This is a genomic window from Burkholderia anthinoferrum, assembly GCF_002925705.1.
Taxonomy (GTDB): domain Bacteria; phylum Pseudomonadota; class Gammaproteobacteria; order Burkholderiales; family Burkholderiaceae; genus Burkholderia; species Burkholderia semiarida.
Window position 1 is genome coordinate 112,671 of record NZ_LFZP01000011.1, and the last position, 24,086, is coordinate 136,756.

The window sequence follows — 24,086 nt, forward strand, 5'->3', positions numbered from 1 at the left end:
GGCGCGCGGGCGCCGCGTTCGGGTTGCCAGAATGGGAAAGGGCGGCGCGCCGGGCGTCCGGCTGCGCCGCCTTGCGGGTCGGCGGGCCGTGAGGCCCGGCGCCGGGGCTCAGTGGCCCTTGACGACCTCGCCGTCGCGCAGCTTGTAGCGCGTGCCGCAGTACGGGCAGCGCGCCTCGCCGTGCGACACGTCGATGAACACGCGCGGGTGCGCGTTCCAGCGCGTCATGGCCGGGTTCGGGCAGTAGGCGGGGAGATCCTTGGCTGTCAGCTCGACCAGCGGCATTTCCTTGATTTCGCTCATGAGACTTTCTCTTGTCACTCTTTGTGTGGGGCGGTCGGTGGCGCGGCGCGCTCAGACCTTCGTCAGCCAGTGCGCGTACTTCGCGTTCTTGCCAGACACGATATCGAAAAACGCCGACTGGAGCTTTTCCGTGACGGGGCCGCGCGCGCCGCTGCCGATCGTGCGGTTGTCGAGCTCGCGGATCGGCGTGACTTCGGCGGCCGTGCCGGTGAAGAACGCTTCGTCGGCCGTGTAGACCTCGTCGCGCGTGATGCGCTTCTCGATGACCTCGATGCCGGCGTCCTTCGCGAGCGTGATGACCGTGTCGCGCGTGATGCCGTCGAGGCACGACGATAGATCCGGCGTGTACAGCTTGCCGTTGTTCACGAGGAAGAAGTTCTCGCCGGAGCCTTCGGACACGTAGCCGTCGACGTCGAGCAGCAGCGCTTCGTCGTAGCCGTCGGCCGTTGCTTCCTGGTTCGCGAGGATCGAGTTCACGTACCAGCCCGACGCCTTCGCGCGCACCATCGACACGTTCACGTGGTGGCGCGTGAACGACGACGTCTTCACGCGGATGCCCTTCGCGAGGCCGTCCTCGCCGAGGTACGCGCCCCACGGCCACGCGGCGATCGCGACGTGGATCGTGTTGCCCTTCGCGGCCACGCCGAGCTTTTCGGAGCCGACCCAGATGATCGGGCGCAGGTAGCACGACTCGAGCCGGTTCTCGCGCACGACCGCGAGTTGCGCGGCTTCGAGCGTTTCGCGGTCGAACGGCACGTCCATCTGGAAGATCTTCGCCGAATTCAGCAGACGTTTGGTGTGCTCGCGCAGGCGGAAGATCGCGGTGCCGCCGTCGGCCGTCTTGTACGCACGCACGCCCTCGAAGACGCCCATGCCGTAGTGCAGCGTGTGGGTGAGGACGTGGATCTTGGCGTCGCGCCAGTCGATCAGCTTGCCGTCCATCCAGATCTTGCCGTCGCGGTCGGCCATTGACATACGATTCTCCTGGAAGCGGTGATGTGCTGCGGGTGGTGTGCAGCGTTGAGCCGGAAAGACGCTTATTTTAGCGTCATTTGGGGGCGATCCGGTCGGACGGCGCGGAGCCGGCGCTATAATCGTCCGGTACCGATTCCAATAACGACGGGCCGCACCGGCAGGAGGCGCCGGCGTCCCGACGAACCGCCCGCCGCGGCCCGCTTTCCCATGCTCGCTCGATTGTCCGCCACCGACCGCTTCGCGCTGATTCAGGGCGCGCGCGACTATTCCCCGACACTGATGGCGATCCTGTCCTGGGGGCTCGTCACCGGCATCGCGATGAGCAAGTCCGTGATGACGCTCGGGCAGGCGAGCGCGATGTCGCTGTTCGTCTACGCGGGCTCGTCGCAGCTCGCCGTGCTGCCGCTCCTCGCGGCGAAGCTTCCGATCTGGACCGTGCTGCTCACGGCCGCGATGGTCAACCTGCGCTTCGTGATCTTCAGCGCCGGGCTGGCGCCCCATTTCTCCTACCTGCCGCTGTGGCGGCGTCTCGCGATCGGCTATTTCAACGGCGACGTGATCTACCTGCTGTTCCAGAAACAGGGCTTCGCGTACGGCCGCGTGCCGGGCAAGGAAGCGTATTTCTGGGGGATGGCGCTCGCGAGCTGGGCGTCGTGGCAGGTGTCGTCGCTCGCCGGGATCCTGCTCGCGAGCGTCTTTCCCGCGAGCTGGGGGCTGGAACTGGCCGGCACGCTCGCGCTGATTCCGATCATGGTGTCGGCGGTCGCGAACCGCTCGACGCTCGCGGCCGTCGCGGTCGCGGGCATCGTGTCGCTGATCGCGTTCGACCTGCCGTACCGGCTCGCGCTGCCGCTTGCGGTGCTCGCCGCGCTCGCGGCCGGCTGCACGGCCGACTTCTTCGTCGAGCGGGCCGACTGGCGGCGCATCCGTACCGAAACCGTGCATGAAAAGGAAATCGAATGAGCGCGACCGAGATCTGGATCGTCATCGTCGGGATGACGATCGTCACGGCCGTCACGCGCGCGCTGTTCCTGATCGGCGGCGAGCGCACCGTGCTGCCCGAACGCGCGCAGCGCGCGCTGCGCTACGCGCCGGCCGCCGCGCTGGTCGCCGTCGTGCTGCCCGATGTGCTCGAAACGCCGGCCGGGCTGTCGTTCGCGCTGTCCAACCATCCGTTCTACGCGGCGCTCGCCGGCCTCGGCTGGTTTCTGTGGCGGCGCAGCATGCTCGGCACGATCGTCGTCGGGATGCTCGTGTTCACCCTCCTGCGCCTGATCTTCTGATGGGCCGCCGTTCCGGTTCGGCGCGTGCCGTCCGGCTGCGCGCACGCATTGTTGCGTTGCAGCAATGCGTCGCTGCCGGCGCGTCATCCCAAATAGGCGGAATTCGCCGCCGCACGGGTCAGTCTACCGGGTGGATCGGCTAGAATGCCCGTTCGAGATTTTGACCCGTGCGCGTCATGCGAACCGCCAGCCACGGCCGCATCCGGCGCCCTTTCGCGGCAGCCCGCGCACGTCCAGCGTGAACCCCTTTTCCCCATCCACTACTTCAATCTGTTCAACATGAGCCAAGTCAAGCGTCTTACCGACCTGATCGCCGCCGGCCAGCTCGCCGGCAAGCGGGTGTTCATCCGCGCCGACCTGAACGTCCCGCAGGACGATCACGGCAACATCACCGAGGACACGCGCGTGCGTGCGTCCGTGCCGGCCATCCAGGCCGCGCTCGACGCCGGCGCGGCCGTGATGGTCACGTCGCACCTCGGCCGTCCGACCGAAGGCGAATTCAAGCCGGAAGACTCGCTCGCGCCGGTCGCGAAGCGTCTCGCCGAACTGCTCGGCCGCGACGTGCCGCTGGTGTCGAACTGGGTCGAGAACGGCGTGAACGTCGCGCCGGGCCAGGTCGTGCTGCTCGAGAACTGCCGCGTGAACAAGGGCGAGAAGAAGAATTCGGACGAGCTCGCGCAGAAGATGGCGAAGCTCTGCGACGTGTACGTGAACGACGCGTTCGGCACCGCGCACCGCGCGGAAGCGACCACGCACGGGATCGCGAAGTACGCGCCCGTCGCCTGCGCGGGCCCGCTGCTGGCCGCCGAACTCGACGCGCTCGGCAAGGCGCTCGGCAACCCGGCGCGCCCGCTGGTGGCGATCGTCGCGGGTTCGAAGGTGTCGACCAAGCTGACCATCCTGAAGTCGCTGGCCGGCAAGGTCGACCAGCTGATCGTCGGCGGCGGCATCGCGAACACGTTCATGCTCGCGGCCGGCCTGTCGATCGGCAAGTCGCTCGCGGAAGCCGATCTCGTCGCCGAGGCGAAGGCGATCATCGACGAAGCGCGTGAGCGCGGCGCGTCGGTGCCGATCCCGTCCGACGTCGTGACGGCCAAGGAATTCTCGCCGACGGCCGCGGCCACGGTGAAGCAGGTCGCCGACATCGAAGCGGACGACATGATCCTCGACATCGGCCCGGATACGGCCAAGGCGCTCGCGAGCCAGCTCGAGAAGGCCGGCACGATCGTGTGGAACGGTCCGGTCGGCGTGTTCGAATTCGACCAGTTCGGCAACGGCACCAAGACGCTCGCCGAAGCGATCGCCAAATCGTCCGCGTTCTCGATCGCGGGCGGCGGCGACACGCTCGCGGCCATCGCGAAGTACGGCATCCACGACCAGGTCAGCTACATCTCGACGGGCGGCGGCGCCTTCCTCGAGTTCCTCGAGGGGAAGAAGCTGCCGGCGGTGGAAGTGCTCGAAACGCGGGCGGCCTGAGCGTGGCGGCGCGCGCAGGGGTGAAGGCCGCGCGCTCCGCGAAAGCGGAGCAGCCGGCCGGCGCGGGCAAGCGCACACGCGCGCCCGCGCGGGCGAACACCGCCCCGCGCGCACCGGCGGCCGCCGGCGACGTGGCCGTGCAGCACCACGAGATTCAGAACAAAGCGATGCCGGGCGCCAGCACCGGCACGCTCCCCGGAGCGGCGGCCGCTGGGCCTGCCGCTTCCGGCTCTCGCAGCGTTTCACCCAGCGCATCCACCTTGATCCAGATGAGGAGTTTCATGCAGCGCGCCACCAAGATAGTCGCCACGATCGGCCCGGCTTCCAGTTCGCCGGAGATTCTGCTGCAGATGATGCAGGCCGGGCTCGACGTCGTGCGGCTCAATTTTTCGCACGGCACGGCCGACGATCACCGCCAGCGCGCCGAAATGGTGCGCGAGGCCGCCCGCAAGGTTGGCCGCGAGATCGCGATCATGGCCGACCTCCAGGGCCCGAAGATCCGCGTCGGCAAGTTCGAGAACGGCAAGACCACGCTCGTGCCGGGGCAGCCGTTCATTCTCGATGCGGGCTGTGAGCTCGGCAACGACGAGCGCGTCGGCCTCGACTACAAGGAGCTGCCGCGCGACCTGAAGCCGGGCGACCTGCTGCTGCTGAACGACGGCCTGATCGTGCTGACCGTCGAGCGCGTGCTCGGCGACGAGATCCACACGATCGTCAAGGTGGGCGGCGAGCTGTCGAACAACAAGGGGATCAACCGCCAGGGCGGCGGCTTGTCGGCCCCGGCGCTGACCGCGAAGGACATGGAAGACATCCGCACCGCGATGTCGCTCGGCGCGGACCTCGTCGCGGTGTCGTTCCCGAAGAACGCGACCGACATGGAAATGGCGCGCCAGCTCGCGAACATCGCGGGCGCGCCGTACGGAATCAAGCCGAAGATGATCGCGAAGATCGAGCGCGCGGAGGCGATCCCGGCGCTGCAGAGCATCCTCGACGCATCCGACGGCATCATGGTCGCGCGCGGCGATCTCGCGGTGGAAGTGGGCAATGCGGCCGTGCCGGCGCTGCAGAAGCGGATGATCCGGATGGCGCGCGAGTCGAACAAGCTCGTGATCACCGCGACGCAGATGATGGAATCGATGATCTACGCGCCGGTGCCGACCCGCGCGGAAGTGTCGGACGTCGCGAACGCGGTGCTCGACGGCACGGATGCGGTGATGCTGTCGGCCGAGACGGCCGCCGGCAAGTACCCGGTCGTCACGATCGAGACGATGGCGGCCGTGTGCGTCGAGGCGGAAAAGTCGGAAGAAGTCGAGCTGGACAAGGATTTCCTCGACCGCACGTTCACGCGGATCGACCAGTCGATCGCGATGGGCGCGCTGTTCACCGCGTACCACCTGGGCGCGAAGGCGATCATCGCGCTGACCGAATCGGGCGCGACCGCGCTGTGGATGTCGCGTCACTACACGCACGTGCCGATCTTCGCGCTGACGCCGCGCGTCGGCAGCGAGCGCACGATGGCGCTGTACCGCAACGTGACGCCGCTGCACGTCGACTTCAACAGCGACCGCGATTCGGCGCTGCAGGCGGCGCTCGAGATCGTCGTGAAGCAGGGTTACGTGCAGCACGGCGACATGGTCGTGCTGACCGTCGGCGAGCCGATGGGGCAGGCAGGCGGCACCAACACGCTGAAGATCGTGCGGGTCGGCGAGCACTATTGAGCGCCGGCTGAGCCTTCTCGAGCCGGCCCGCGAGCCGGCGGCCGGGTCGTCAGGAATCGAACTGGCACCGTTTTTTTACGCGCAAGCCGCGCGGGGTCCGAAGCCCCGCGCGGCTTTTTTTCTCCTTTTTGGCCGGATTGTGCCGTGCGAACGTAACAAATTGCGAGCGGGGGCCACCGGGCGGTCGGAATCGGAGGCGCTTCGCGATAAAATGCGGCTATTCGACGCTCAGCCGCGCCGCGCCGTTCCGGTTCAGCCGGGAGCGAGCGCCGCGCCGGCGTCAGGGCGCACCGGTTTTCATTCCAAGGAGTTCCACAATGCCTCTCGTATCAATGCGTCAATTGCTGGACCACGCGGCAGAGCACGGTTACGGCCTGCCGGCCTTCAACGTGAACAATCTGGAGCAGGTTCAGGCGATCATGGCGGCGGCGGACCAGGTCGGCGCGCCCGTGATCATGCAGGCATCGGCCGGCGCGCGTAAGTATGCGGGCGAGCCGTTTCTGCGCCACCTGATCGAAGCAGCGGTCGAATCGTATCCGCACATCCCGGTCGTGATGCACCAGGATCACGGCCAGTCGCCGGCGGTCTGCATGGCCGCGATCCGCAGCGGCTTCACGAGCGTGATGATGGACGGTTCGCTCGAAGCCGACGGCAAGACGGTCGCGTCGTACGAGTACAACGTCGACGTGTCGCGCAAGGTCGTCGAGATGGCGCACTCGATCGGCGTGACGGTCGAGGCCGAACTCGGCGTGCTCGGCTCGCTCGAGACGATGAAGGGCGACAAGGAAGACGGCCACGGCGCGGAAGGCACGATGACCCGCGAGCAACTGCTGACCGATCCGGAGCAGGCCGCCGACTTCGTGAAGCTCACGCAGTGCGATGCGCTCGCGATCGCGATCGGCACGTCGCACGGCGCGTACAAGTTCACGAAGAAGCCGACGGGCGACATCCTGTCGATCCAGCGCATCAAGGAAATTCACGCGCGCATCCCGAACACGCACCTCGTGATGCACGGTTCGTCGTCGGTGCCGCAGGAGCTGCTGGCCGAGATCCGCGAATTCGGCGGCGACATGAAGGAAACCTACGGCGTGCCGGTCGAGGAAATCCAGGAAGGCATCAAGCACGGCGTGCGCAAGATCAACATCGACACCGACCTGCGTCTCGCGATCACCGGCGCGATTCGCCGCTACCTGTTCGAGAACCCGGGCAAGTTCGATCCGCGCGACTACCTGAAGCCCGCGCGCGAAGCGGCGAAGAAGGTCTGTGTCGACCGTTACCTCGCGTTCGGCTGCGAAGGCCAGGCCGCGAAGATCAAGCCGGTGTCGCTCGACAAGATCGCCGAGCAGTACAAGTCGGGCGCGCTCGCACAGGTCGTGCGCTGAGACTGTAGTACGATTGCCCCGCCCGGTTCTGCCGCCGGGCATGGGCTGGCCGCCTGGCTGGCCGGATCCGATCCGGCCCCGGCAGCCGTTCCGTCCGGCCGAACGAGGGCCGGCCGGCAGCCGCCCGGGCGCTGCGCCCGCCGGTTCGCCGACGTATTGCAAGACCGCCGTTCCCGCCTGCCGCGGGGAACGGCGTTTCCCTTTTTGTTTGGCTCCTTATCTGCGAAAAGACGATGTCTACCCTTTACGAATCCACGCTCCGCTCGCTGCCGCTCCTCGGTCGCGGCAAGGTTCGCGACAACTACGCGGTCGGCAACGACAAGCTCCTGATCGTCACGACCGATCGCCTGTCGGCCTTCGACGTGGTGATGGGCGAGCCGATTCCGAACAAGGGCCGCGTGCTGAACCAGATGGCCAACTTCTGGTTCGACAAGCTCGCGCACATCGTGCCGAACCACCTGACGGGCGACGCGCCGGAAGCGGTCGTCGCGGCCGACGAGGTCGAGCAGGTGAAGGGCCGCGGCGTGGTCGTCAAGCGCCTCGAGCCGATCATGATCGAAGCGGTCGTGCGCGGCTACCTGGCCGGCAGCGGCTGGAAGGAATACCAGGCGTCGGGCGCCGTGTGCGGCGTGCAGCTGCCGGAAGGCCTGCAGAACGCGCAGAAGCTACCCGAGCCGATCTTCACGCCGGCCGCGAAGGCCGAGATGGGCGAGCACGACGAGAACATCACGTTCGAGGAAACCGAGCGCCGCATCGGCACCGAGCTGGCCGCGACGATCCGCGACATCTCGATCCGCCTGTACAAGGAAGCGGCCGACTACGCGGCGACGCGCGGCATCATCATCGCCGACACGAAGTTCGAATTCGGCCTCGACAACCACGGCAAGCTGTACCTGATGGACGAAGTGCTGACCGCCGATTCGTCGCGCTTCTGGCCGGCCGACCAGTACCAGGTCGGCACCAATCCGCCGTCGTTCGACAAGCAGTTCGTGCGTGACTGGCTCGAGGCGCAGCCGTGGGGCAAGACGGCGCCGGCGCCGGCGCTGCCGGCCGACGTCGTCGAGAAGACGGCCGCGAAGTACCAGGAAGCGCTCGAGCGCATCACGGGGCAGTCGCTCGCCTGACCAGAGCTTTGCATGGGACCGGAGTAAGTGCTAAAGCACTAACTCCGGTCGACAGGAACACACGAAATGAATGAAAAGCAAACCGCCCACACGCACAGCGCGCCGCTCGTCGGCGTGCTGATGGGTTCCAGTTCCGACTGGGACGTGATGAAGCATGCGGTCGCCATCCTGCAGGAATTCGGCGTGCCGTACGAAGCGAAGGTCGTGTCCGCGCACCGGATGCCCGACGAGATGTTCGACTATGCGGAGAAGGCGCGCGAGCGCGGGCTGCGCGCGATCATCGCGGGCGCCGGCGGCGCCGCGCACCTGCCCGGCATGCTCGCCGCGAAAACCACGGTGCCCGTGCTCGGCGTGCCGGTCGCGAGCAAGTACCTGAAGGGTGTCGATTCGCTGCACTCGATCGTGCAGATGCCGAAGGGCGTGCCGGTCGCGACGTTCGCGATCGGCGAGGCCGGCGCCGCGAATGCCGCATTGTTCGCGGTGTCGATCCTGTCCGGTAATTCGGTCGACTACGCGAACCGGCTCGCCGCGTTCCGCGTGCGCCAGAACGAAGCCGCGCATGCGATGGTGCTGCCGCCGCTCGAATGACGGCATGGCGCGCGGCCGCATGACGCGGCCCGCGCCGGATTTTCCCCACTGCGGCGGGCATCCGCGTTCCGCCGCGACCGACCACTGACATGACCGCAACTCCTGATTCCGTTTCCCCGATCCTGCCCGGCGCGTGGCTGGGCATGGTCGGCGGTGGCCAGCTCGGCCGCATGTTCTGCTTTGCCGCCCAGTCGATGGGCTATCGCGTCGCCGTGCTCGACCCCGATCCGGCGAGCCCCGCGGGCGCGGTCGCCGATCGCCACCTGCGCGCGGCGTACGACGACGAAGCCGCGCTCGCCGAACTCGCCGGCCTGTGCCAGGCCGTATCGACGGAATTCGAGAACGTGCCGGCCGCGAGCCTCGATTTCCTCGCGCGCACGACGTTCGTCGCGCCGGCCGGCCGCTGTGTCGCCGTCGCGCAGGACCGGATCGCGGAGAAGCGTTTCATCGAGGCATCGGGCGTGCCGGTCGCGCCGCACGTCGTGATCGAATCGGCGGCGGCGCTCGCCGCGCTCGACGATGCCGCGCTCGGCGCCGTGCTGCCGGGCATCCTGAAGACGGCCCGCCTGGGTTACGACGGCAAGGGCCAGGTGCGCGTCGCCACCGCGCAGGAAGCACGCGACGCGCATGCCGCGCTTGGCGGCGTGCCGTGCGTGCTGGAGAAGCGCCTGCCGCTGAAATACGAAGTGTCGGCGCTGATCGCGCGCGGCGCGGACGGCCGTTCGGCCGCGTTCCCGCTCGCGCAGAACGTGCATCACAACGGCATCCTCGCGCTGACGGTCGTGCCGGCGCCGGCCGCCGATGCGGCGCGCGTCGAGGAAGCGCAGCAGGCGGCCATCCGGATCGCCGATACGCTCGGCTACGTCGGCGTGCTGTGCGTCGAATTCTTCGTGCTGGAGGACGGTTCGTTCGTCGCGAACGAAATGGCGCCGCGCCCGCACAACTCCGGCCACTACACGGTCGATGCGTGCGCGACGAGCCAGTTCGAGCAGCAGGTGCGCGCGATGACGCGCATGCCGCTCGGCAATCCGCGCCAGCATTCGCCGGCCGCGATGCTGAACATTCTCGGCGACGTGTGGTTCCCCGACGGCGCGGCGGCCGAGGCCGTCACGCCGCCGTGGGACACGGTCGCCGCGATGCCGGCCGCGCACCTGCACCTGTACGGCAAGGAAGAAGCGCGCGTCGGCCGCAAGATGGGCCACGTGAACTTCACGGCCGAGACGCGCGACGAAGCCGTCGCCGCCGCCCACGCGTGCGCGCAACTGCTGCGCGTGCCGCTCGACTGAGGCGCGGGCCGATGTCCATCGATCTCCCAAAGCACGTGACGCCCGCGCAGATCGACGCGGCCGCCGCGTTGCTCGACGCGGGCCAGCTCGTCGCGTTTCCGACCGAAACCGTGTACGGGCTCGGCGGCGACGCGGCGAATCCCGAAGCCGTCGCGCGCATCTATGCGGCGAAGGGGCGGCCCGCGAACCATCCGGTGATCGTGCATCTGCCGCCCGGCGGCGATCCCGGCTATTGGGCCGACGGTCTGCCGGCCGACGCGCAGGCGCTGATCGATGCATTCTGGCCGGGGCCGCTCACGCTGATCTTGAAGCGTCACGCGCGCATTCCCGACGCCGTCAGCGGCGGCCAGGATTCGGTCGGGCTGCGCTGCCCGTCGCATTCGGTCGCGCAGGCGCTGCTGGCCGCGTTCAGCGCGCGGCGCGGCGGCCACGGCGGCGTGGCCGCGCCGTCCGCGAACCGGTTCGGCCACGTGAGCCCGACGACCGTGCAACACGTGCGCGACGAATTCGGCGACACCGTGCACGTGCTCGACGGCGGCGCGTCCGACGTCGGCATCGAGTCGACGATTCTCGACCTGTCGCGCGGTTTCCCGGCGCTGCTGCGCCCGGGCCACGTGACGCCGCAACAGATCGCCGACGTGCTCGGCCGCGCGCCGACACTGCCGGACGGCAGCGATGCGACGGCACCACGCGCGTCCGGCACGCTGAAAGCGCATTACGCGCCGCGCACGCCGCTCGCGCTGCTGCCGTTCGACGCGCTCGAGCCGCTGCTCGCGGCCGCGCAAACCGACGGCGAACGCGTCGCGCTCGTCGCGCGTGCGTCACGGGCAGGGCACTGGGCGCAGGCCGACGGCGTGCATTTCATCGCGGCGCCGGAAGATCCGCAGGCCTATGCGCGCGAGCTGTACGGGATGCTGCGGGCGCTCGATCGCGCGCAGGTCGCGCGCATCCTCGTCGAGAAGCTGCCCGAGACCGTCGAATGGATCGCGGTCAACGATCGCCTCGGCCGCGCGGCGGCCGCGTTCGAAGCGCGCGACTGACGCATCCGTCCTCATCCGTCCGCACCAACAAAAAACGCCCGACCGGCGAACCCGGTCGGGCGTTTGCGTTGGGGCGCGTGGCCGGCGGCTTACTTGCCGACGCCCGCCTTCGCGATCTGCTGTTCGACGTACTGCGCGAACAGCGCATGCAGGCGCGTCGTCGGGTGGACCGTGTCGGCGAACATGTAGGTCTGGTCCGCATTCGCGACCGTGTAGTTCTGCGGCGAGCAGAACAGCGACGAGCCGAACGCGGTCGCGTTCGCGACGCCGTACTGCGTGGCGGCCTGGACCATCGCCTTCAGGTTGCACGCGGTGTCGGTATTCGACACGCTGAAGCCGTTCGCCTGGAAGTTGGCCGCGATGCCGTCCTGCCACGTGAACGAATCGACCACCGCGACCTTCGTCGGGTCGACCTTCAGCGCGGCGAGCGTACCGGCCAGCGTCTTGTTGAACAGCCCCGACAGTTGCGTGAACGCGGCCTGCGTGCCGCCCTGCAGCGCGAGCGGCGTGCCGCCGATGTCCGGCACGTTCGCGACGAACACGTGCGTGGCGCCCGCCGCGACGATCTGCTGGACGATCCCGCCGAGTTGCTGCGCGGCCAGGCCGATCGCCTGGGCCGCGGCGAGCTGCGCGGCCGGCGTGTTGCCTTGCGCCTGCGCGACCTGCGCCTGGTAGAAGATGTCGTTCGCGCCGCCGTTGATCAGCACGATCTGGCCGGCGTTGAAGCTGCCGTGCTGCGTCAGGTACTGCTTGACCTGGTCGGCGATCGGCGTGGTGGTCGCCTGCGCGTAGTCGGAGTTCGGCACGCTGGCGTCCGCATGGCCGATGCCCGGCTGCAGCGTCACGCGCGAGCCGCCCTGCGCGTAGCCGAGGCCGCCGGTGGCCTGCAGCGGGATGCCGAAGCCGCCCTGGTTCGCGGGCTGCAGCGTGTCGCCGTAATATTGCGCGACGTTCTGCGTCCATACCTGGCCCGGGTTGGTCGTGAAGCGGCCGCCGCCGAAGCCGAGCTTGATCTGCGAGTAGGTGCCGACGTCGGACAGGCTGTCGCCGAACGACACGATCTGCATCTTCACGCCCGACGGCGGCGTGTTCGACGCGCTGCTGTTGTTGTTGTCGTCGCCGCCGCCGCATGCGGCGAGCAGCGCGAGCGCGGCGCCGGCGATCGCGACTTGCGCGGTGCGCAGCATGCGCTGACGCGTGCGGGAAGGTGCGTGTTGTTGTGTCTGCATCGTTCGATCTCCTCGTAGATATGGCCTGATGTGTCTCTCATCTGCCGCGTGCCTGCTCGATTCCGGGCTGCGCGGCGGCCGTTGGCTGAAACGGTTTATCGGTCGCGCACGGCCGCTGTTGGCACGGTGCGCGGATCCTGGTTCGCGGCCTCGGCAATCTGCGCATGATAAGCGCTCGCCCATTCGGGCGGGCCGAAAATCGCGCGCAGCTTGTTGCGCCATCCACCGACGCGCCACGCGTCGGACGCCATCGACACCCACTCGTGGAACGTCGCGACGAAAGGGTTGTTCGAGCCGAGCCGCTCGACGATCCCGTACCGCGGCGGATCGTCGGGCGTTTCCTCGACATAGCTGCCGAACAGGCGATCCCAGATCACCAGGACGCCTGCGTAATTGCGGTCGATGTAGCGGGGATTGCGTGCGTGGTGCGCGCGGTGGATCGACGGCGTGTTCAGCACGTATTCGAGCCAGCCGAGCTTGCCGATCGCCTGCGTGTGCACGAAGAACTGGAACGCGAGGTTGATCAGCACGATGCCGACGACCTGTTGCGGCGGAAAGCCGGCGAACGCGAGCGGCAGCCAGAACAGCCACATGCCCGCGACCGGATACATCAGGCTCTGGCGGAAGGCGGTCGAGAAGTTCATCCGTTCGGACGAGTGGTGTACGACGTGCGCGGCCCACAGCCAGCGCACGCGATGGCTCGCGCGATGAAACACGTAGTAGAGGAAGTCCTGCGCGACGAACAGCGCCGCGAACGACAGCCAGCCGTCGTGCCACGTGTAGACGCGATAGTGCCGGTAGCAGTACGCATAGACGGGAATCACGAACAGCCACGCGAGCTTGTCGGCGGCCTGGTGCATCAGCGCGAGCGCCGCGTTGCACAGCGTGTCGCGCCACGCATAGATGCGGTCCTGCGCACGGGTGCGGGCGAGGTGCCAGGCCTCCCACGCGATGCAGAGCAGGAAGACGGGCGCCAGCGCGAGCAGAAGCAATTCGACGTCGAATCGCATGGGCGTGTCTCCTTCGTTCCCCTGCAAGCCTTGAGGCCGGGCGTATGGCCCGTTGTAGATATCGTCAGGCCAACAGCCTACGCAATCGCCACGCGCTAGGCGAGGGGGCAGCGTAGAGGGTTCCCTCTGAGGACAGGGTTTCTACGGAATCCGTACTGCACGGGGCCCGGCGGTACGGCCCCGTTTTGTGGGCGCGGTGCGCGCGCGGGGTATCGCGCGAGGGTGGCGGGGGCGTTTCAAACCGCGCGGGGTGCGGCGTGGGTCGCCCGGGCCGCCCTGTCGGGACGGCCCGATGCACGATGCGCGGATCGTCAGTGCGCGCCCGCGTAGATCCACTCGAGCAGCGTGTCGTGCGCGGCGCGCGCGGCTTCCGCGTGATCGTCGTTGATGAAACTGACGACGACGTAGCTCTGCCCGTCCGCCCCGGCGACGTAGCCGGCGATCGCGCGCACGTCGCGCAGCGTGCCGGTCTTGATGTGCGCGTTGCCGAGCACGCCCGCGTTGGTGAGGCGGTTCTTCATCGTGCCGTCGATGCCGGCGATCGGCAGCGAATCGACGAACGCCTGCGCGACCGGGCTCGCGTTCGCGGCCTGGAGCAGCGCGGCGAGCGACAGCGCGCTCACGTGCTCTTCGCGCGACAGCCCCGAACCGTTCTCGAGCACGAGGTCGGGCATCGCGATGCCGTTCTTCTGCAGGAACGCCTGGATCGCGCGGCTCGACTGCTCGGGCGTCGCGGGCGGCTTGCCGCTGACCGCCCCGATCGTCAGGAACAGGTTGCGCGCCATCACGTTGTTGCTGAACTTGTTGATGTCGTAGACGATGCTGCCGAGCACCGGGCCGTGATGCACGGCGAGCGGCCGTGCGGTGGTCGGCACCTTGCCTTCGCTCACCGGCCCCGCGATCGTGCCGCCGTCCTGCTGCCACAGCGCGAGGAAGCCGCGCGCGAAGAACGTCGTGTGATCGAGGATCGCGAGGTTGGTCGTGTGCGCGCCGCAGCGCAGCGGGTAGTCGCCGGCGAACGACGCGGTCATGATCCCGCCGCCAGCCGTCAGCGTCGGGCGCGCGGCCGCGGCGGCCGCGCTGCACGAGCCGGCGCCTTCGACGAGCCGGTTGTCGATCGACAGGTCGGCGAGCGGCGGCAGCACGTCGACGGCGACCTTGCCGTCGTCGCCCGGCGTGACCGTGAACGACACGGCCTTGAACGCGTACAGCAGCGGATCGGGGCCGACGTTGTACGGCGCGCTGGCATCGTCGTCGAACGACGGCAGGTCGCGCGTCGACGCCGCGAAATAGCTCTTGTCGAGCACGAGGCCGCCAGCCACGCGCTTCACGCCGGCCTTGCGCAGCTTGTCGACGAGGTCGATCAGCTCCTCGGGCACGAGCTTCGGATCGCCGGTGCCCTTGATGTACAGGTTGCCCTGCAGCGTGCCGTCGGGATCGACCGTGCCGTCCGTGTACGCGGTGGTGCGCCACCGGTAGTCGGGGCCGAGGATCGACAGGCCCGAGAAGGTCGTCACGAGCTTCATCGTCGAGGCCGGCATCATCGGCCGGCTCGCATTCCACGCGACCAGCGGTTGCGGATCGCCGACGCGCTCCACCACGACGCTCATCGCCGACGCCGGCACCTTCGCGCGCTGCAGCGCGACGAGCACGGACGCAGGCAGCCCGGCCGCGCGTGCGGCGGGCGACACGACGGCGGTCTTGCGCGCTTCCTTGTGGGATTTCTTGCGGGCCTGCGCGGACGGCGCGAACGCGAGGGCCGTGCAGGTGGCGACGACGGCGGCCGCGCGCAGGCAGACGCGGGCGCGCGGGGCGAACCGGGCGGAAAGATCGGAAATCGGCATGGGCGAATACGGGAAAAGCAGGGGCTCGGGCAGGGCGCGCGCGGGCGCCGAAGCGCACATTGTAGAGACAAGTCGGGGCAGGTCCCTTGCAATCCGCCTTACTGTTGCATTGCACGGTGCCGCGCACGCGATTCGCGGCGCTACAATGGTCGCCGTGTTTGATTCGCCCCATGGATGCCTGTCGCGATGCGGATTCTGCTTGTCGAAGATGATCGAATGATTGCCGAGGGCGTGCGCAAGGCGCTGCGCTCGGACGGCTTTGCGGTCGACTGGGTGCAGGACGGCGACGCGGCGCTCACGGCGCTCGGCGGCGAGACGTACGACCTGCTGCTGCTCGATCTCGGCCTGCCGAAGCGCGACGGCATCGACGTGCTGCGCACGCTGCGCGGGCGCGGGCTGGCGCTGCCGGTGCTGATCGTCACCGCGCGCGATGCGGTCGCCGATCGCGTGAAGGGGCTCGACGCCGGCGCCGACGACTATCTCGTCAAGCCGTTCGACCTCGACGAGCTGGGCGCGCGGATGCGCGCGCTGATCCGCCGTCAGGCCGGGCGCAGCGAGTCGCTGATCCGCCACGGCGCGCTGACCCTCGATCCGGCTGCGCATCAGGTGACGCTCGACGGCGCGCCCGTCGCGCTGTCGGCGCGCGAGTTCGCGCTGCTCGAGGCGCTGCTCGCGCGGCCGGGCGCGGTGCTGTCGAAGAGCCAGCTCGAGGAGAAGATGTACGGCTGGGGCGAGGAGATCGGCAGCAACACGGTCGAGGTCTATATCCACGCGCTGCGCAAGAAGCTCGGCTCGGACCTGATCCGCAACGTGCGCGGGCTCGGCTACATGGTCGTCAAGGAAAGCTGACGCGTGCGGTCGATTCGTCATCAATTGCTGATCTGGCTGCTCGCGATCGTCGTCGCGGGCGTGGGCATGGCGGGCTGGCTCATTTACCGGCAGGCGCTCGCCGAGGCGAACGAACTGTTCGACTACCAGTTGCAGGAAATCGCCGCGGCGCTGCCGTCGGAGCCGTTCTCGCAGGTGTTCGGCTCGCGTACCAACGGCGACGAAGGCATCGTGATCCAGATCTGGAATCGCAACGGCGTGCTGATGTACTTCTCGCATCCGCGCGCGCCGATCGCGCCGCGCGCGGAGCTCGGCTTTTCGACCGAGCGCACCGATCGCGGCGAATGGCGCGTGTACGGCGCCATCGTCGGCGACAACGTCGTGCAGCTCGCGCAGCCGCTGTCGGTGCGCAACCGGCTGGCGGCCAACGTCGCGCTGCGCACGCTGTGGCCGCTGATCGTGCTGCTGCCGTTCCTCGGCGCGGCCGTGTGGATGATCGTCGGCCGCGGGCTCGCGCCGCTCGGCCGCGTGACGCGCGCGGTCGAGGCGCGCCGGCCGGAAGCGCTCGACCCGCTGCCCGACGCGCGCCTGCCGCTCGAGGTGCAGCCGCTCGTGCGGGCGCTGAACGGGCTGCTCGCGCGGCTGTCGGCGGCGCTCGACACGCAGAAGGCGTTCGTCGCCGACGCCGCGCACGAGTTGCGCACGCCGCTCGCGGCCGTGCAGATCCAGGCGCAGCTCGTCGCCCGCGCGAAGGACGATGCGTCGCGCGGCGAGGCGATCGCGGATCTCCAGGACGGCGTGTCGCGCGCGACGCGTCTCACCGAGCAACTGCTCGCGCTCGCGCGCGCGGAGCCGGACGGCGCGACGATGCGCGAGCCGGTCGACCTGCAGGCGCTGCTTACCGAGTGCGTGGCCGCGCATGCGCCGCTCGCGCAGCGGCACGACATCGATCTCGGCTTCGAGGAAACGTGCGCGGCGAGCGTCGTCGCGGACGTCGGCGCGCTGCGCGTGATGTTCGGCAACCTGCTCGACAACGCGGTGAAGTACACGCCGGACGGCGGCCGCATCGACGTATCGCTGACGCGCGACGCGGCCGGCCGCGCGTGCGTGCAGATCGCCGACAGCGGGCCGGGCATTCCGGCCGACGAGCGCGAGCGCGTGTTCGACCGCTTCTATCGCGACAGCACGGCGCGGGCACGCCCCGACGTGTCGGGCAGCGGGCTCGGGCTCGCGATCGTCAAGCGCGTGGCGGCGCAGCAGGGCGCGACGGTGTCGCTCGGCGATGCGGCCGCGGGCGGCCTGCTCGTCAGCGTCGTGTTCCGCGACGCCGAGATGTCGACCCAGGCGCCGCAGCCTTCCGAATCCGCCTGAAGGGCGAGCCCGGCCGCCGGTAGCCGCGCGGCAGCCGCTTAAGCCTCGCTTAAGGCTGATTAAGCCTCCTTTAAGTCAGGGTCGTTACGCTGCGTCCTAACAACGAGGAGGTCCTACGATGAACACCCGATTCCTTGCGCGCGGCACCGTCGCGGTCGCCGTGGCGGCCGCCCTGTCGGCAGGCTATTTCGCCGGCACCCGCCGCGCCGATCCGCAGATCATCACGCCCGCGCAGGCCGCCATGATGCCGGCCGAAGCCGCCGCCAAGACCGGCATCCCCGATTTCTCCGGGCTCGTCGAAACCTACGGCCCGGCGGTCGTGAACATCAGCGCGAAGCATGTCGTGAAGCAGGTCGCGCGGCGCGCGCCGCAGCCGCAGCTGCCGATCGATCCGAGCGACCCGTTCTACCAGTTCTTCAAGCACTTCTACGGCCAGGTGCCGGGCATGGGCGGCGACGCGCAGCCGGACGACCAGCCGAGCGCGAGCCTCGGGTCGGGCTTCATCGTCAGTTCCGACGGATACATCCTGACCAACGCGCACGTGATCGACGGCGCGAACGTCGTCACGGTCAAGCTGACCGACAAGCGCGAATACAAGGCGAAGGTCGTCGGCGCCGACAAGCAGTCCGACGTCGCCGTGCTGAAGATCGACGCGAGCGGCTTGCCGACCGTGAAGATCGGCGACCCGGCGCAGAGCAAGGTCGGCCAGTGGGTCGTCGCGATCGGCTCGCCGTACGGCTTCGACAACACGGTCACGTCGGGCATCATCAGCGCGAAGTCGCGCGCGCTGCCCGACGAGAACTACACGCCGTTCATCCAGACCGACGTGCCGGTGAACCCCGGCAACTCGGGCGGCCCGCTGTTCAACCTGCAGGGCGAGGTGATCGGCATCAACTCGATGATCTACTCGCAGACGGGCGGCTTCCAGGGCCTGTCGTTCGCGATTCCGATCAACGAGGCGATCAAGGTGAAGGACGAGCTCGTGAAGACGGGCCACGTGAGCCGCGGCCGTCTCGGCGTCGCCGTGCAGGGGCTGAACCAGACGCTCGCGAGCTCGTTCGGGCTGCAGAAGCCGGACGGCGCGCTCGTCAGCTCGGTCGACGCCAACGGCCCGGCCGCGAAGGCCGGCCTGCAGCCGGGCGACGTGATCCTGTCGGTCAACGGTTCGCCGGTCGCCGATTCGACGTCGCTGCCCGCGCAGATCGCGAACCTGAAGCCGGGTTCGAAGGCCGACCTGCAGATCTGGCGCGACAAGTCGAAGAAGTCGATCAGCGTGACGCTCGGCGCGATGGCCGATGCGAAGCTCGCATCGAACGACGGCGGGCCGGTCGAGCAGGGCCGCCTGGGTGTCGCGGTGCGTCCGCTGTCGCCGCAGGAGCGCAGCGCGGACAACCTGTCGCACGGGCTGATCGTGCAGCAGGCCGGCGGGCCGGCCGCGAACGCGGGCATCCAGCCTGGCGACGTGATCCTCGCGGTGAACGGCCGCCCGGTCACGAGCCCCGAGCAGTTGCGTGACGCGGTGAAGGGCGCGGGCAACAGTCTTGCTCTGCTGATCCAGCGCGATAATGCACAGATCTTCGTGCCGGTCGACCTGAGCTGACCGGCAGCGGCCGCGGCCGGCCAGCCCGGCTGCGGCGGGAGCCGCCGCCGTGCGATCGCGTGACGCTGCGCCCAGTATGTGTTCCGACCCCAAGGAGAGAGCCATGCAAAATCTACGCAACGTGTCCCGATTTGCCGTCGCCGCGGCGCTGGCCGCCGGCCTCGCAGCCGGCGCGACCGGCGCGTACGCGCAGTCGGACGGCTTGCCCGCCGCGCGCCAGCAGGGCGACGTCACCTTCGTGTCCGGCGGCGTCGGGCTGGACGAATCGACGGCGTTCCAGCGCAGCGAGGCGCAGTGGCCGCTCGCGCTGCGCTTCACCGGCAAGGGCGGCGAGTTCCTGGCCGACGTCCATGTCCGGATCGTCGACGGCAAGGGCGCCGAAGTGCTAAAAACCGATGCGCGTGGGCCCTACATGCTCGTGAAGGTGCCGCCTGGGCGCTACACGGTGCACGCGTCGTACCAGGGTAGCGACGAATCGCGCGCCGTCACGGTAGGCGCGAAGGGCGGCGCGAAAGCCGCGTTCCAGTGGAGTGCGCAGTAGCCCGCCGCACGCGGCCGCGATCCCGGTCGCGCAATCGGACGAAGTTTCGCCCATAATGAAAGCCACGGCATGCGTGCCGTGGCTTTTTCGTTTCCTGCCCCGGCCTGACTGCCGCCCGAAGGAGAGACGATGTCCGATGCAGCCGACCCTCGACTCGAAATCGTGCCGAACCGTCATCGCGTGCGCGTGATCCATCGCGGCATCACCTATGCCGATTCGCACGGTGCGCTGACGGTCCGTGAGGCGGGGCTTCCGGACATCCATTACCTGCCGCGCGGCGACGTCAACATGCGCCGGCTCGTGAAATCGGGCGTCACGTCGGCCTGCCCGTTCAGGGGGCAGGCCGTGCATTTCGACTTGCAGACGGAAGACGGCGTGATCGAGAACGCCGCATGGAGTTACGAACAGCCGAAGGAGGCGGCGGCCGTGCTCGCGCTCTACGTCGCCTTCGATGTCGCACGGGTCGACAGTCTCGTCGAGACGTCCTGATGCGGCGCGCGTTCATCGGGGAGGCGACATGGAACTGAACGACACGTTACGCGTACCGCTCGCGCCGCCTGTCGTGCGGGACGCGCTGGAGGATCTCGCACTGCTGCGCGCGAGCTTCGATCATTGCGAATCGTTCGTGAAACTCGCGCACGGCGAGTTCGCGCTGACGATCACGGTGCCGCTCGGCCCGCTGCGCGCCCGCTACGACGTGCGCGCGCACGCGGCCGCCGAGCAGGGCGACGCGCAAGGGCAGCCGCGCCGCGTGCTCAACTTCAAGGCGCGGGCCGACGGCCTCGGCGCGCTGCGCGGCCAGGTCGAACTCGTGCTGATGCCGGATGACGATGCGACCGCCACGCGGATCGAGTACGTGGTCTGGGCCACCGCGAGCGGGCCGCTCGCCGAATTGCCGGGGCGGCAGATCGACAATGCGCTGCGGGAATGGACCGACACGTTCTTCCGCGAGTTCAGCGCGGTCGTGCAGGCGAAGCACGGCCTCGCGCCGAATCGCGCGAGCGCTTCTGCGCAGCGGCGCCAGCATGTGTTCCTGCGGCCGGCATCGCTGATGGCCGCGACGAAGCGTTCGCTGCCGCCGCATCTCGGCGGCGCGCTGAGCGGGCGGGCGGCGAGCGCGCTCCGGCATCGCGATTCCGGCACGGTGCCCGTGTGGGCCTGGGCGGCGATGATCGTGTTCGTCGCGCTCCTGCTTTACGCGGCGCGCTGGTTCAACGGCGGCTGAGCGGCCGATCGGCCGCCCGGTTCCGCGTCACGGCCCGCGCTGCGCCCGCGCGGCGGGTGTCACCGTCTCCCGTCGGCACCGGCTCCGGCGCCGCGAAATTCCCTCCGATACGCAGACGGCGACGTGCCGAGCGCGCCCGTGAAATGCTGGCGCAGCGACACGCTCGAGCCGTAGCCGGCCGCCTGCGCGATCGCGTCGATCGATTGGCCGGTGGTTTCGAGCAGAAGCCGCGCACGTGCGAGCCGCTCGGCCTGCAGCCACGCGGTGACGGTCGTGCCGGTCGCCTGGCGGAAGTGGCGCGTGAACGTGCGCCGGCTCATCAGCACGCGTTCGGCGAGCGAATCGACGCTGTGCGCGGCGTCGAGATGGCCGCGTACCCAGTCGAGCAGCCCCGCGAGCCGCGCGTCGCGCGGGTGCGCGGCGACCGGCTGCGGCACGTACTGGGCCTGCCCGCCCTGACGGTGCGGCGGGATCACGAGGCGGCGCGCGATGCGGTTCGCGGCGTCCGAGCCGAAGCGCCGCCGCACGACGTGCAGACAGCAGTCGAGGCCTGCCGCGGTGCCGGCCGACGTCATCAGGTTGCCGTCGTCCACGTACAGCACGTCCGGATCGAGCTTCACGCGGGGAAAGCGCTGCGCGAAATCGTCGGCCCACGCCCAGTGCGTGGTGGCCGGGCGACCGTCGAGCAGGCCGGCCGCGGCGAGCACGTAGGCGCCGAGGCACAGGCCGACGAGTTCCACGCCGCGCGCGGCGACCGCGCGGACCGCATCGAGCAGCGCGTCGGGCGGCGTTTCGTCCGGGTCGCGCCACGAAGGCACGATGACGATGTCCGCATCGTCGAGCGCGTCGAGCCCGTACGGCGCGGTGATCGTGAAGCCGCCCGTCGTCGCGAGCGGGCCGCGCTCGACCGAGCAGACGCGGAACTCGAACGCGGGCGACACGGCCGCGTCGCGTGCCTGGCCGAACACGACCGACGGCACCGACAGGTGGAACGGGCTGATGCCGTCGTACGCGATCACCGCGACGACGGTCGGAATGGAGCTGACGGGCGACGCGGCGGCGAGCATGGCGCGGTTCCGGGAAGGTGATGGCCCGATTCTATCGAAGAATGGCTATCGGGCCACTATCAGCCCGGGTCGCGCGCGCCGACAATGCATCGCATCGCACTGCTGGCCGCCCCGCTCCGGGGCGGGGCAGCGCCTCCCCGACCAGGAGATCGCCATGTCGAACACGGCCCCGCATTCCGCTTCCCGTCCCGCTGCCCGCCGCGCACTGATCGTGATCGACGTGCAGAACGAATACGTGACGGGCAACCTGCCGATCGAATATCCGCCGCTCGACGTGTCGCTGGCGAACATCGGCCGCGCGATCGACGCCGCGCACGCGGCCGGCGTGCCGGTGATCGTGGTTCAGCACGTCGCGCCGGCCGGCGCGCCGATCTTCGCGCCAGGCACCGACGGCGTCGCGCTGCACGCGGTGGTGGCCAGCCGGCCGTACGCGCATCGGATCGAGAAGGCGCAGGCGAGCGCGTTCGCCGGCACCGATCTCGCCGCGTGGCTCGACGCGCACGGGATCGACACGCTCGCGGTGGCCGGCTACATGACGCACAACTGCAATGCGTCGACCGTCTATCACGCGGCGCATGCGGGGCTGAAGGTCGAGTACCTGAACGACGCGACGGGCGCGCTGCCTTACGAGAACGAAGCGGGCGCGGCGAGCGCCGAAGAGATTCACCGCGCGTACGGGGTGGTGTTCCAGTCGAATTTCGCGGCGGTGATGTCGACCGACACGTGGATCGCGGGGCTGGCCGGCGCGGCGATGCCGGCGCGCGATTCGGTGGCCGCGTCGAACCGGCGGGCCCGCGCGCGGCGCGCGAAGGCAGCCTGACCCGGTACGGCGACGCGGCGCGCGATGCGCCGCCCGGTCAGTCGCCGTCCTTCAGCATCGCCGGGCTGTAGCGCAGCATGTCGAAGCAGCCGTCGACGAGCTTTTCCGCATGCTGCTCGGCGTCGATCTCGTCGGGCAGCATCAGCATGTCGCGCACGAAGCCGCTGACGAGCGTGTGCAGCATCAGCGCCGCACGCCACGTATCGAGCCGCTCGGGCAGCAGCTTGAGCCCCACGGCCGCCGCGAGATCGGCGTCGATCATGTGCAGCGCCTCGCTCATCCCCGCGCGGTTGCGCTGCAGCAGCGGCTCCATGTCCGCGACGTACTCGCACTTCATGAACAGGATGCTGAACACGCGCCGCAGCTGTGCGTCGCGCTGCACGCCGAGCAGGCACCAGATCAGGATCTGGCGCACCTTCTCCAGCGGATTGCCGCCCGGCGCGTCGAGCGGTATCCGCTTCAATTCGTCGATCGGCAGGAACACGCGGTCGAACATCGCATCGAACAGTTCGCTCTTGTTCGCGAAATGCCAGTAGATCGCGCCGCGCGTCACGCCGGCGTGCTGGGCGATGTCCGCGAGCGACGTGTGCGACACGCCTTTTTCGAAGAACACGTGTTCGGCGGCGTCGAGAATGCGATTGCGCGTCTCGAGCGCCTCCTCCTTGGTACGTCTGACCATGTGCAGGCCTGATTGGATCGATCGTGGATGAATATAGGGTCCGCAACCCCTCGTCGCCGTCATGCGGACGGGCTATGCTGGCGGTTGGTAACAATCCGTAAGACTGAACAGCCGGCGGAGCACGAACGGGCTTTTTACATACATTCGTGAATGTATATACAATACCACCCTACGATCGAATGACCCAAGTGGCAATCAGTTAATATCCCACTCTGCTGATTCCCGCCCTAGTATCAGTCCGCAGTTCGCGGCATCCCCGTCGGCACGGAGGTCTCGTGCCGACGTGCTGTATCCAGCAGTCCAGTAATTCGGTGTTCGATCTGCGCCGCGAGGCGCATCCGTGTTGCGCTCCCGCCGGGTGCCGCACTTATTCCATTGGTTACACACAGAGGTCGCTCCATGCGCGTCGAACGGGTTCCATACCGCTTGATCACTGTCGCGGCAGCCGCGGTTTTCCTGGCTGCCTGCGGAAAAAAAGAATCGGCACCGCCGCCGCAAACGCCGGAAGTCGGCGTCGTCACCGTCCAGCCGCAAGCCGTACCGGTCTTCACCGACCTGCCGGGCCGCACCAGCGCATTCCTCGTCGCGCAAGTGCGTGCACGGGTCGACGGCATCGTGCTGCGCCGTGAATTCACCGAAGGCACCGACGTCAAGGCCGGTCAGCGCCTCTACAAGATCGATCCGGCGCCGTACATCG

Annotated in this window: 24 protein-coding genes and 1 pseudogene; 17 read left to right on the forward strand and 8 right to left on the reverse strand. The window is 68.9% G+C overall.

Annotated elements, in window-relative coordinates; translation table 11 throughout:
* Positions 1 to 108: 108 nt before the first annotated feature.
* Positions 109 to 303 carry a zinc-finger domain-containing protein gene (locus C5F75_RS04470; protein ID WP_006482499.1) on the reverse strand — a complete coding sequence of 65 codons (195 nt, stop codon included), beginning with the start codon at positions 301 to 303 and terminating at the stop codon, positions 109 to 111.
* 51 nt (positions 304 to 354) lie between these two features.
* The gene (locus tag C5F75_RS04475; RefSeq protein ID WP_011546109.1) at positions 355 to 1,278 is read right to left on the reverse strand and encodes a branched-chain amino acid transaminase; all 924 of its coding nucleotides are present in this window, start codon (positions 1,276 to 1,278) and stop codon (positions 355 to 357) included.
* Between the two features lie 207 nt (positions 1,279 to 1,485).
* On the opposite strand from C5F75_RS04475, the gene C5F75_RS04480 reads away from it, so the two are divergent.
* From C5F75_RS04480 to C5F75_RS04490, 3 genes are all read left to right on the forward strand, one after another.
* A complete protein-coding gene (locus C5F75_RS04480) occupies positions 1,486 to 2,241 on the forward strand; it encodes an AzlC family ABC transporter permease (protein WP_059578571.1) in 756 nt (251 codons plus the stop codon).
* Positions 2,238 to 2,561 (forward strand): AzlD domain-containing protein, encoded by a 324-nt coding sequence (locus C5F75_RS04485; RefSeq protein WP_059578569.1) that lies wholly within the window; start codon positions 2,238 to 2,240, stop codon positions 2,559 to 2,561. The genes C5F75_RS04480 and C5F75_RS04485 overlap by 4 nt, the downstream gene beginning before the upstream one ends.
* Before the next feature lie 279 nt (positions 2,562 to 2,840).
* Positions 2,841 to 4,037, forward strand: coding sequence for a phosphoglycerate kinase (locus C5F75_RS04490; RefSeq protein WP_059578566.1), 1,197 nt, complete (start codon positions 2,841 to 2,843; stop codon positions 4,035 to 4,037).
* A 154-nt stretch (positions 4,038 to 4,191) separates the two neighbouring features.
* On the opposite strand, the gene C5F75_RS37105 is transcribed toward C5F75_RS04490, so the two are convergent.
* The gene (locus C5F75_RS37105; RefSeq protein ID WP_023476234.1) at positions 4,192 to 4,320 is read right to left on the reverse strand and encodes a hypothetical protein; all 129 of its coding nucleotides are present in this window, start codon (positions 4,318 to 4,320) and stop codon (positions 4,192 to 4,194) included.
* Here C5F75_RS37105 and pyk point away from each other — a divergent pair.
* The 6 genes from pyk (at position 4,319) to C5F75_RS04520 (ending at position 11,175) form a co-directional block, all read left to right on the forward strand.
* Positions 4,319 to 5,755 carry a pyruvate kinase gene (gene pyk / locus C5F75_RS04495; protein ID WP_050014704.1) on the forward strand — a complete coding sequence of 479 codons (1,437 nt, stop codon included), beginning with the start codon at positions 4,319 to 4,321 and terminating at the stop codon, positions 5,753 to 5,755. The two genes, C5F75_RS37105 and pyk, sit on opposite strands and share 2 nt — an antisense overlap.
* 317 nt (positions 5,756 to 6,072) lie before the next feature.
* A complete protein-coding gene (gene fba / locus C5F75_RS04500) occupies positions 6,073 to 7,137 on the forward strand; it encodes a class II fructose-bisphosphate aldolase (protein ID WP_059578563.1) in 1,065 nt (354 codons plus the stop codon).
* A 233-nt stretch (positions 7,138 to 7,370) separates the two neighbouring features.
* Complete coding sequence (locus C5F75_RS04505) at positions 7,371 to 8,261, forward strand: phosphoribosylaminoimidazolesuccinocarboxamide synthase (RefSeq protein ID WP_059643078.1); 891 nt, start codon at positions 7,371 to 7,373, stop codon at positions 8,259 to 8,261.
* A 66-nt stretch (positions 8,262 to 8,327) separates the two neighbouring features.
* A complete protein-coding gene (gene purE / locus C5F75_RS04510; RefSeq protein ID WP_060315125.1) occupies positions 8,328 to 8,849 on the forward strand; it encodes a 5-(carboxyamino)imidazole ribonucleotide mutase in 522 nt (173 codons plus the stop codon).
* 89 nt (positions 8,850 to 8,938) lie between these two features.
* A complete protein-coding gene (locus C5F75_RS04515; protein ID WP_059643086.1) occupies positions 8,939 to 10,135 on the forward strand; it encodes a 5-(carboxyamino)imidazole ribonucleotide synthase in 1,197 nt (398 codons plus the stop codon).
* An 11-nt stretch (positions 10,136 to 10,146) separates the two neighbouring features.
* A complete protein-coding gene (locus C5F75_RS04520; RefSeq protein ID WP_104011924.1) occupies positions 10,147 to 11,175 on the forward strand; it encodes an L-threonylcarbamoyladenylate synthase in 1,029 nt (342 codons plus the stop codon).
* An 89-nt stretch (positions 11,176 to 11,264) separates the two neighbouring features.
* Here C5F75_RS04520 and C5F75_RS04525 read toward each other — a convergent pair whose 3' ends face one another.
* The 3 genes from C5F75_RS04525 to dacB form a co-directional block, all read right to left on the reverse strand.
* The gene (locus C5F75_RS04525) at positions 11,265 to 12,404 is read right to left on the reverse strand and encodes an SGNH/GDSL hydrolase family protein (RefSeq protein ID WP_104011925.1); all 1,140 of its coding nucleotides are present in this window, start codon (positions 12,402 to 12,404) and stop codon (positions 11,265 to 11,267) included.
* Positions 12,405 to 12,499: 95 nt separating this feature from the next.
* A complete protein-coding gene (locus tag C5F75_RS04530) occupies positions 12,500 to 13,414 on the reverse strand; it encodes a sterol desaturase family protein (protein WP_104011926.1) in 915 nt (304 codons plus the stop codon).
* Between the two features lie 311 nt (positions 13,415 to 13,725).
* Positions 13,726 to 15,258 carry a D-alanyl-D-alanine carboxypeptidase/D-alanyl-D-alanine endopeptidase gene (gene dacB / locus C5F75_RS04535; protein WP_089465109.1) on the reverse strand — a complete coding sequence of 511 codons (1,533 nt, stop codon included), beginning with the start codon at positions 15,256 to 15,258 and terminating at the stop codon, positions 13,726 to 13,728.
* 186 nt (positions 15,259 to 15,444) lie between these two features.
* Between dacB and C5F75_RS04540 the strand changes: the two genes are divergently transcribed.
* From C5F75_RS04540 to C5F75_RS04565, 6 genes are all read left to right on the forward strand, one after another.
* Positions 15,445 to 16,107, forward strand: a complete 663-nt coding sequence (locus C5F75_RS04540; protein WP_050014536.1) for a response regulator — start codon at positions 15,445 to 15,447, stop codon at positions 16,105 to 16,107.
* Positions 16,108 to 16,110: 3 nt separating this feature from the next.
* On the forward strand, positions 16,111 to 17,457 hold the full coding sequence (locus tag C5F75_RS04545) for an ATP-binding protein (protein WP_104011927.1): 1,347 nt from the start codon (positions 16,111 to 16,113) through the stop codon (positions 17,455 to 17,457).
* A 118-nt stretch (positions 17,458 to 17,575) separates the two neighbouring features.
* On the forward strand, positions 17,576 to 19,057 hold the full coding sequence (locus tag C5F75_RS04550; RefSeq protein WP_059578544.1) for a DegQ family serine endoprotease: 1,482 nt from the start codon (positions 17,576 to 17,578) through the stop codon (positions 19,055 to 19,057).
* A 103-nt stretch (positions 19,058 to 19,160) separates the two neighbouring features.
* On the forward strand, positions 19,161 to 19,598 hold the full coding sequence (locus C5F75_RS04555) for a carboxypeptidase-like regulatory domain-containing protein (RefSeq protein ID WP_059578541.1): 438 nt from the start codon (positions 19,161 to 19,163) through the stop codon (positions 19,596 to 19,598).
* Between the two features lie 129 nt (positions 19,599 to 19,727).
* Positions 19,728 to 20,087, forward strand: coding sequence for a DUF427 domain-containing protein (locus C5F75_RS04560; RefSeq protein ID WP_059578538.1), 360 nt, complete (start codon positions 19,728 to 19,730; stop codon positions 20,085 to 20,087).
* A gap of 28 nt (positions 20,088 to 20,115) precedes the next feature.
* The gene (locus C5F75_RS04565) at positions 20,116 to 20,823 is read left to right on the forward strand and encodes a CoxG family protein (protein ID WP_059578536.1); all 708 of its coding nucleotides are present in this window, start codon (positions 20,116 to 20,118) and stop codon (positions 20,821 to 20,823) included.
* A 59-nt stretch (positions 20,824 to 20,882) separates the two neighbouring features.
* Here C5F75_RS04565 and C5F75_RS04570 read toward each other — a convergent pair whose 3' ends face one another.
* On the reverse strand, positions 20,883 to 21,890 hold the full coding sequence (locus C5F75_RS04570) for a helix-turn-helix domain-containing protein (RefSeq protein ID WP_059578533.1): 1,008 nt from the start codon (positions 21,888 to 21,890) through the stop codon (positions 20,883 to 20,885).
* 154 nt (positions 21,891 to 22,044) lie between these two features.
* Here C5F75_RS04570 and C5F75_RS04575 point away from each other — a divergent pair, with 154 nt between their 5' ends.
* Positions 22,045 to 22,710 (forward strand): cysteine hydrolase family protein, encoded by a 666-nt coding sequence (locus tag C5F75_RS04575; protein WP_059578530.1) that lies wholly within the window; start codon positions 22,045 to 22,047, stop codon positions 22,708 to 22,710.
* 37 nt (positions 22,711 to 22,747) lie between these two features.
* On the opposite strand, the gene C5F75_RS04580 is transcribed toward C5F75_RS04575, so the two are convergent.
* Positions 22,748 to 23,389, reverse strand: a complete 642-nt coding sequence (locus C5F75_RS04580) for a TetR family transcriptional regulator (RefSeq protein WP_059578528.1) — start codon at positions 23,387 to 23,389, stop codon at positions 22,748 to 22,750.
* A gap of 399 nt (positions 23,390 to 23,788) precedes the next feature.
* On the opposite strand from C5F75_RS04580, the pseudogene C5F75_RS04585 reads away from it, so the two are divergent.
* Positions 23,789 to 24,086 (forward strand): annotated as a pseudogene (locus C5F75_RS04585) (efflux transporter periplasmic adaptor subunit); the annotation flags it as partial.

Bases quoted from the DNA above. Each gene is read 5' to 3' on its own strand.
- C5F75_RS04470 (WP_006482499.1), bottom strand. From the start codon at position 303: ATGAGCGAAATCAAGGAAATGCCGCTGGTCGAGCTGACAGCCAAGGAT.
- C5F75_RS04475 (WP_011546109.1), bottom strand. From the start codon at position 1,278: ATGTCAATGGCCGACCGCGACGGCAAGATCTGGATGGACGGCAAGCTG.
- C5F75_RS04480 (WP_059578571.1), top strand. From the start codon at position 1,486: ATGCTCGCTCGATTGTCCGCCACCGACCGCTTCGCGCTGATTCAGGGC.
- C5F75_RS04485 (WP_059578569.1), top strand. From the start codon at position 2,238: ATGAGCGCGACCGAGATCTGGATCGTCATCGTCGGGATGACGATCGTC.
- C5F75_RS04490 (WP_059578566.1), top strand. From the start codon at position 2,841: ATGAGCCAAGTCAAGCGTCTTACCGACCTGATCGCCGCCGGCCAGCTC.
- pyk (WP_050014704.1), top strand. From the start codon at position 4,319: ATGCAGCGCGCCACCAAGATAGTCGCCACGATCGGCCCGGCTTCCAGT.
- C5F75_RS37105 (WP_023476234.1), bottom strand. From the start codon at position 4,320: ATGAAACTCCTCATCTGGATCAAGGTGGATGCGCTGGGTGAAACGCTG.
- fba (WP_059578563.1), top strand. From the start codon at position 6,073: ATGCCTCTCGTATCAATGCGTCAATTGCTGGACCACGCGGCAGAGCAC.
- C5F75_RS04505 (WP_059643078.1), top strand. From the start codon at position 7,371: ATGTCTACCCTTTACGAATCCACGCTCCGCTCGCTGCCGCTCCTCGGT.
- purE (WP_060315125.1), top strand. From the start codon at position 8,328: ATGAATGAAAAGCAAACCGCCCACACGCACAGCGCGCCGCTCGTCGGC.
- C5F75_RS04515 (WP_059643086.1), top strand. From the start codon at position 8,939: ATGACCGCAACTCCTGATTCCGTTTCCCCGATCCTGCCCGGCGCGTGG.
- C5F75_RS04520 (WP_104011924.1), top strand. From the start codon at position 10,147: ATGTCCATCGATCTCCCAAAGCACGTGACGCCCGCGCAGATCGACGCG.
- C5F75_RS04525 (WP_104011925.1), bottom strand. From the start codon at position 12,404: ATGCAGACACAACAACACGCACCTTCCCGCACGCGTCAGCGCATGCTG.
- C5F75_RS04530 (WP_104011926.1), bottom strand. From the start codon at position 13,414: ATGCGATTCGACGTCGAATTGCTTCTGCTCGCGCTGGCGCCCGTCTTC.
- dacB (WP_089465109.1), bottom strand. From the start codon at position 15,258: ATGCCGATTTCCGATCTTTCCGCCCGGTTCGCCCCGCGCGCCCGCGTC.
- C5F75_RS04540 (WP_050014536.1), top strand. From the start codon at position 15,445: ATGCGGATTCTGCTTGTCGAAGATGATCGAATGATTGCCGAGGGCGTG.
- C5F75_RS04550 (WP_059578544.1), top strand. From the start codon at position 17,576: ATGAACACCCGATTCCTTGCGCGCGGCACCGTCGCGGTCGCCGTGGCG.
- C5F75_RS04555 (WP_059578541.1), top strand. From the start codon at position 19,161: ATGCAAAATCTACGCAACGTGTCCCGATTTGCCGTCGCCGCGGCGCTG.
- C5F75_RS04560 (WP_059578538.1), top strand. From the start codon at position 19,728: ATGTCCGATGCAGCCGACCCTCGACTCGAAATCGTGCCGAACCGTCAT.
- C5F75_RS04565 (WP_059578536.1), top strand. From the start codon at position 20,116: ATGGAACTGAACGACACGTTACGCGTACCGCTCGCGCCGCCTGTCGTG.
- C5F75_RS04570 (WP_059578533.1), bottom strand. From the start codon at position 21,890: ATGCTCGCCGCCGCGTCGCCCGTCAGCTCCATTCCGACCGTCGTCGCG.
- C5F75_RS04575 (WP_059578530.1), top strand. From the start codon at position 22,045: ATGTCGAACACGGCCCCGCATTCCGCTTCCCGTCCCGCTGCCCGCCGC.
- C5F75_RS04580 (WP_059578528.1), bottom strand. From the start codon at position 23,389: ATGGTCAGACGTACCAAGGAGGAGGCGCTCGAGACGCGCAATCGCATT.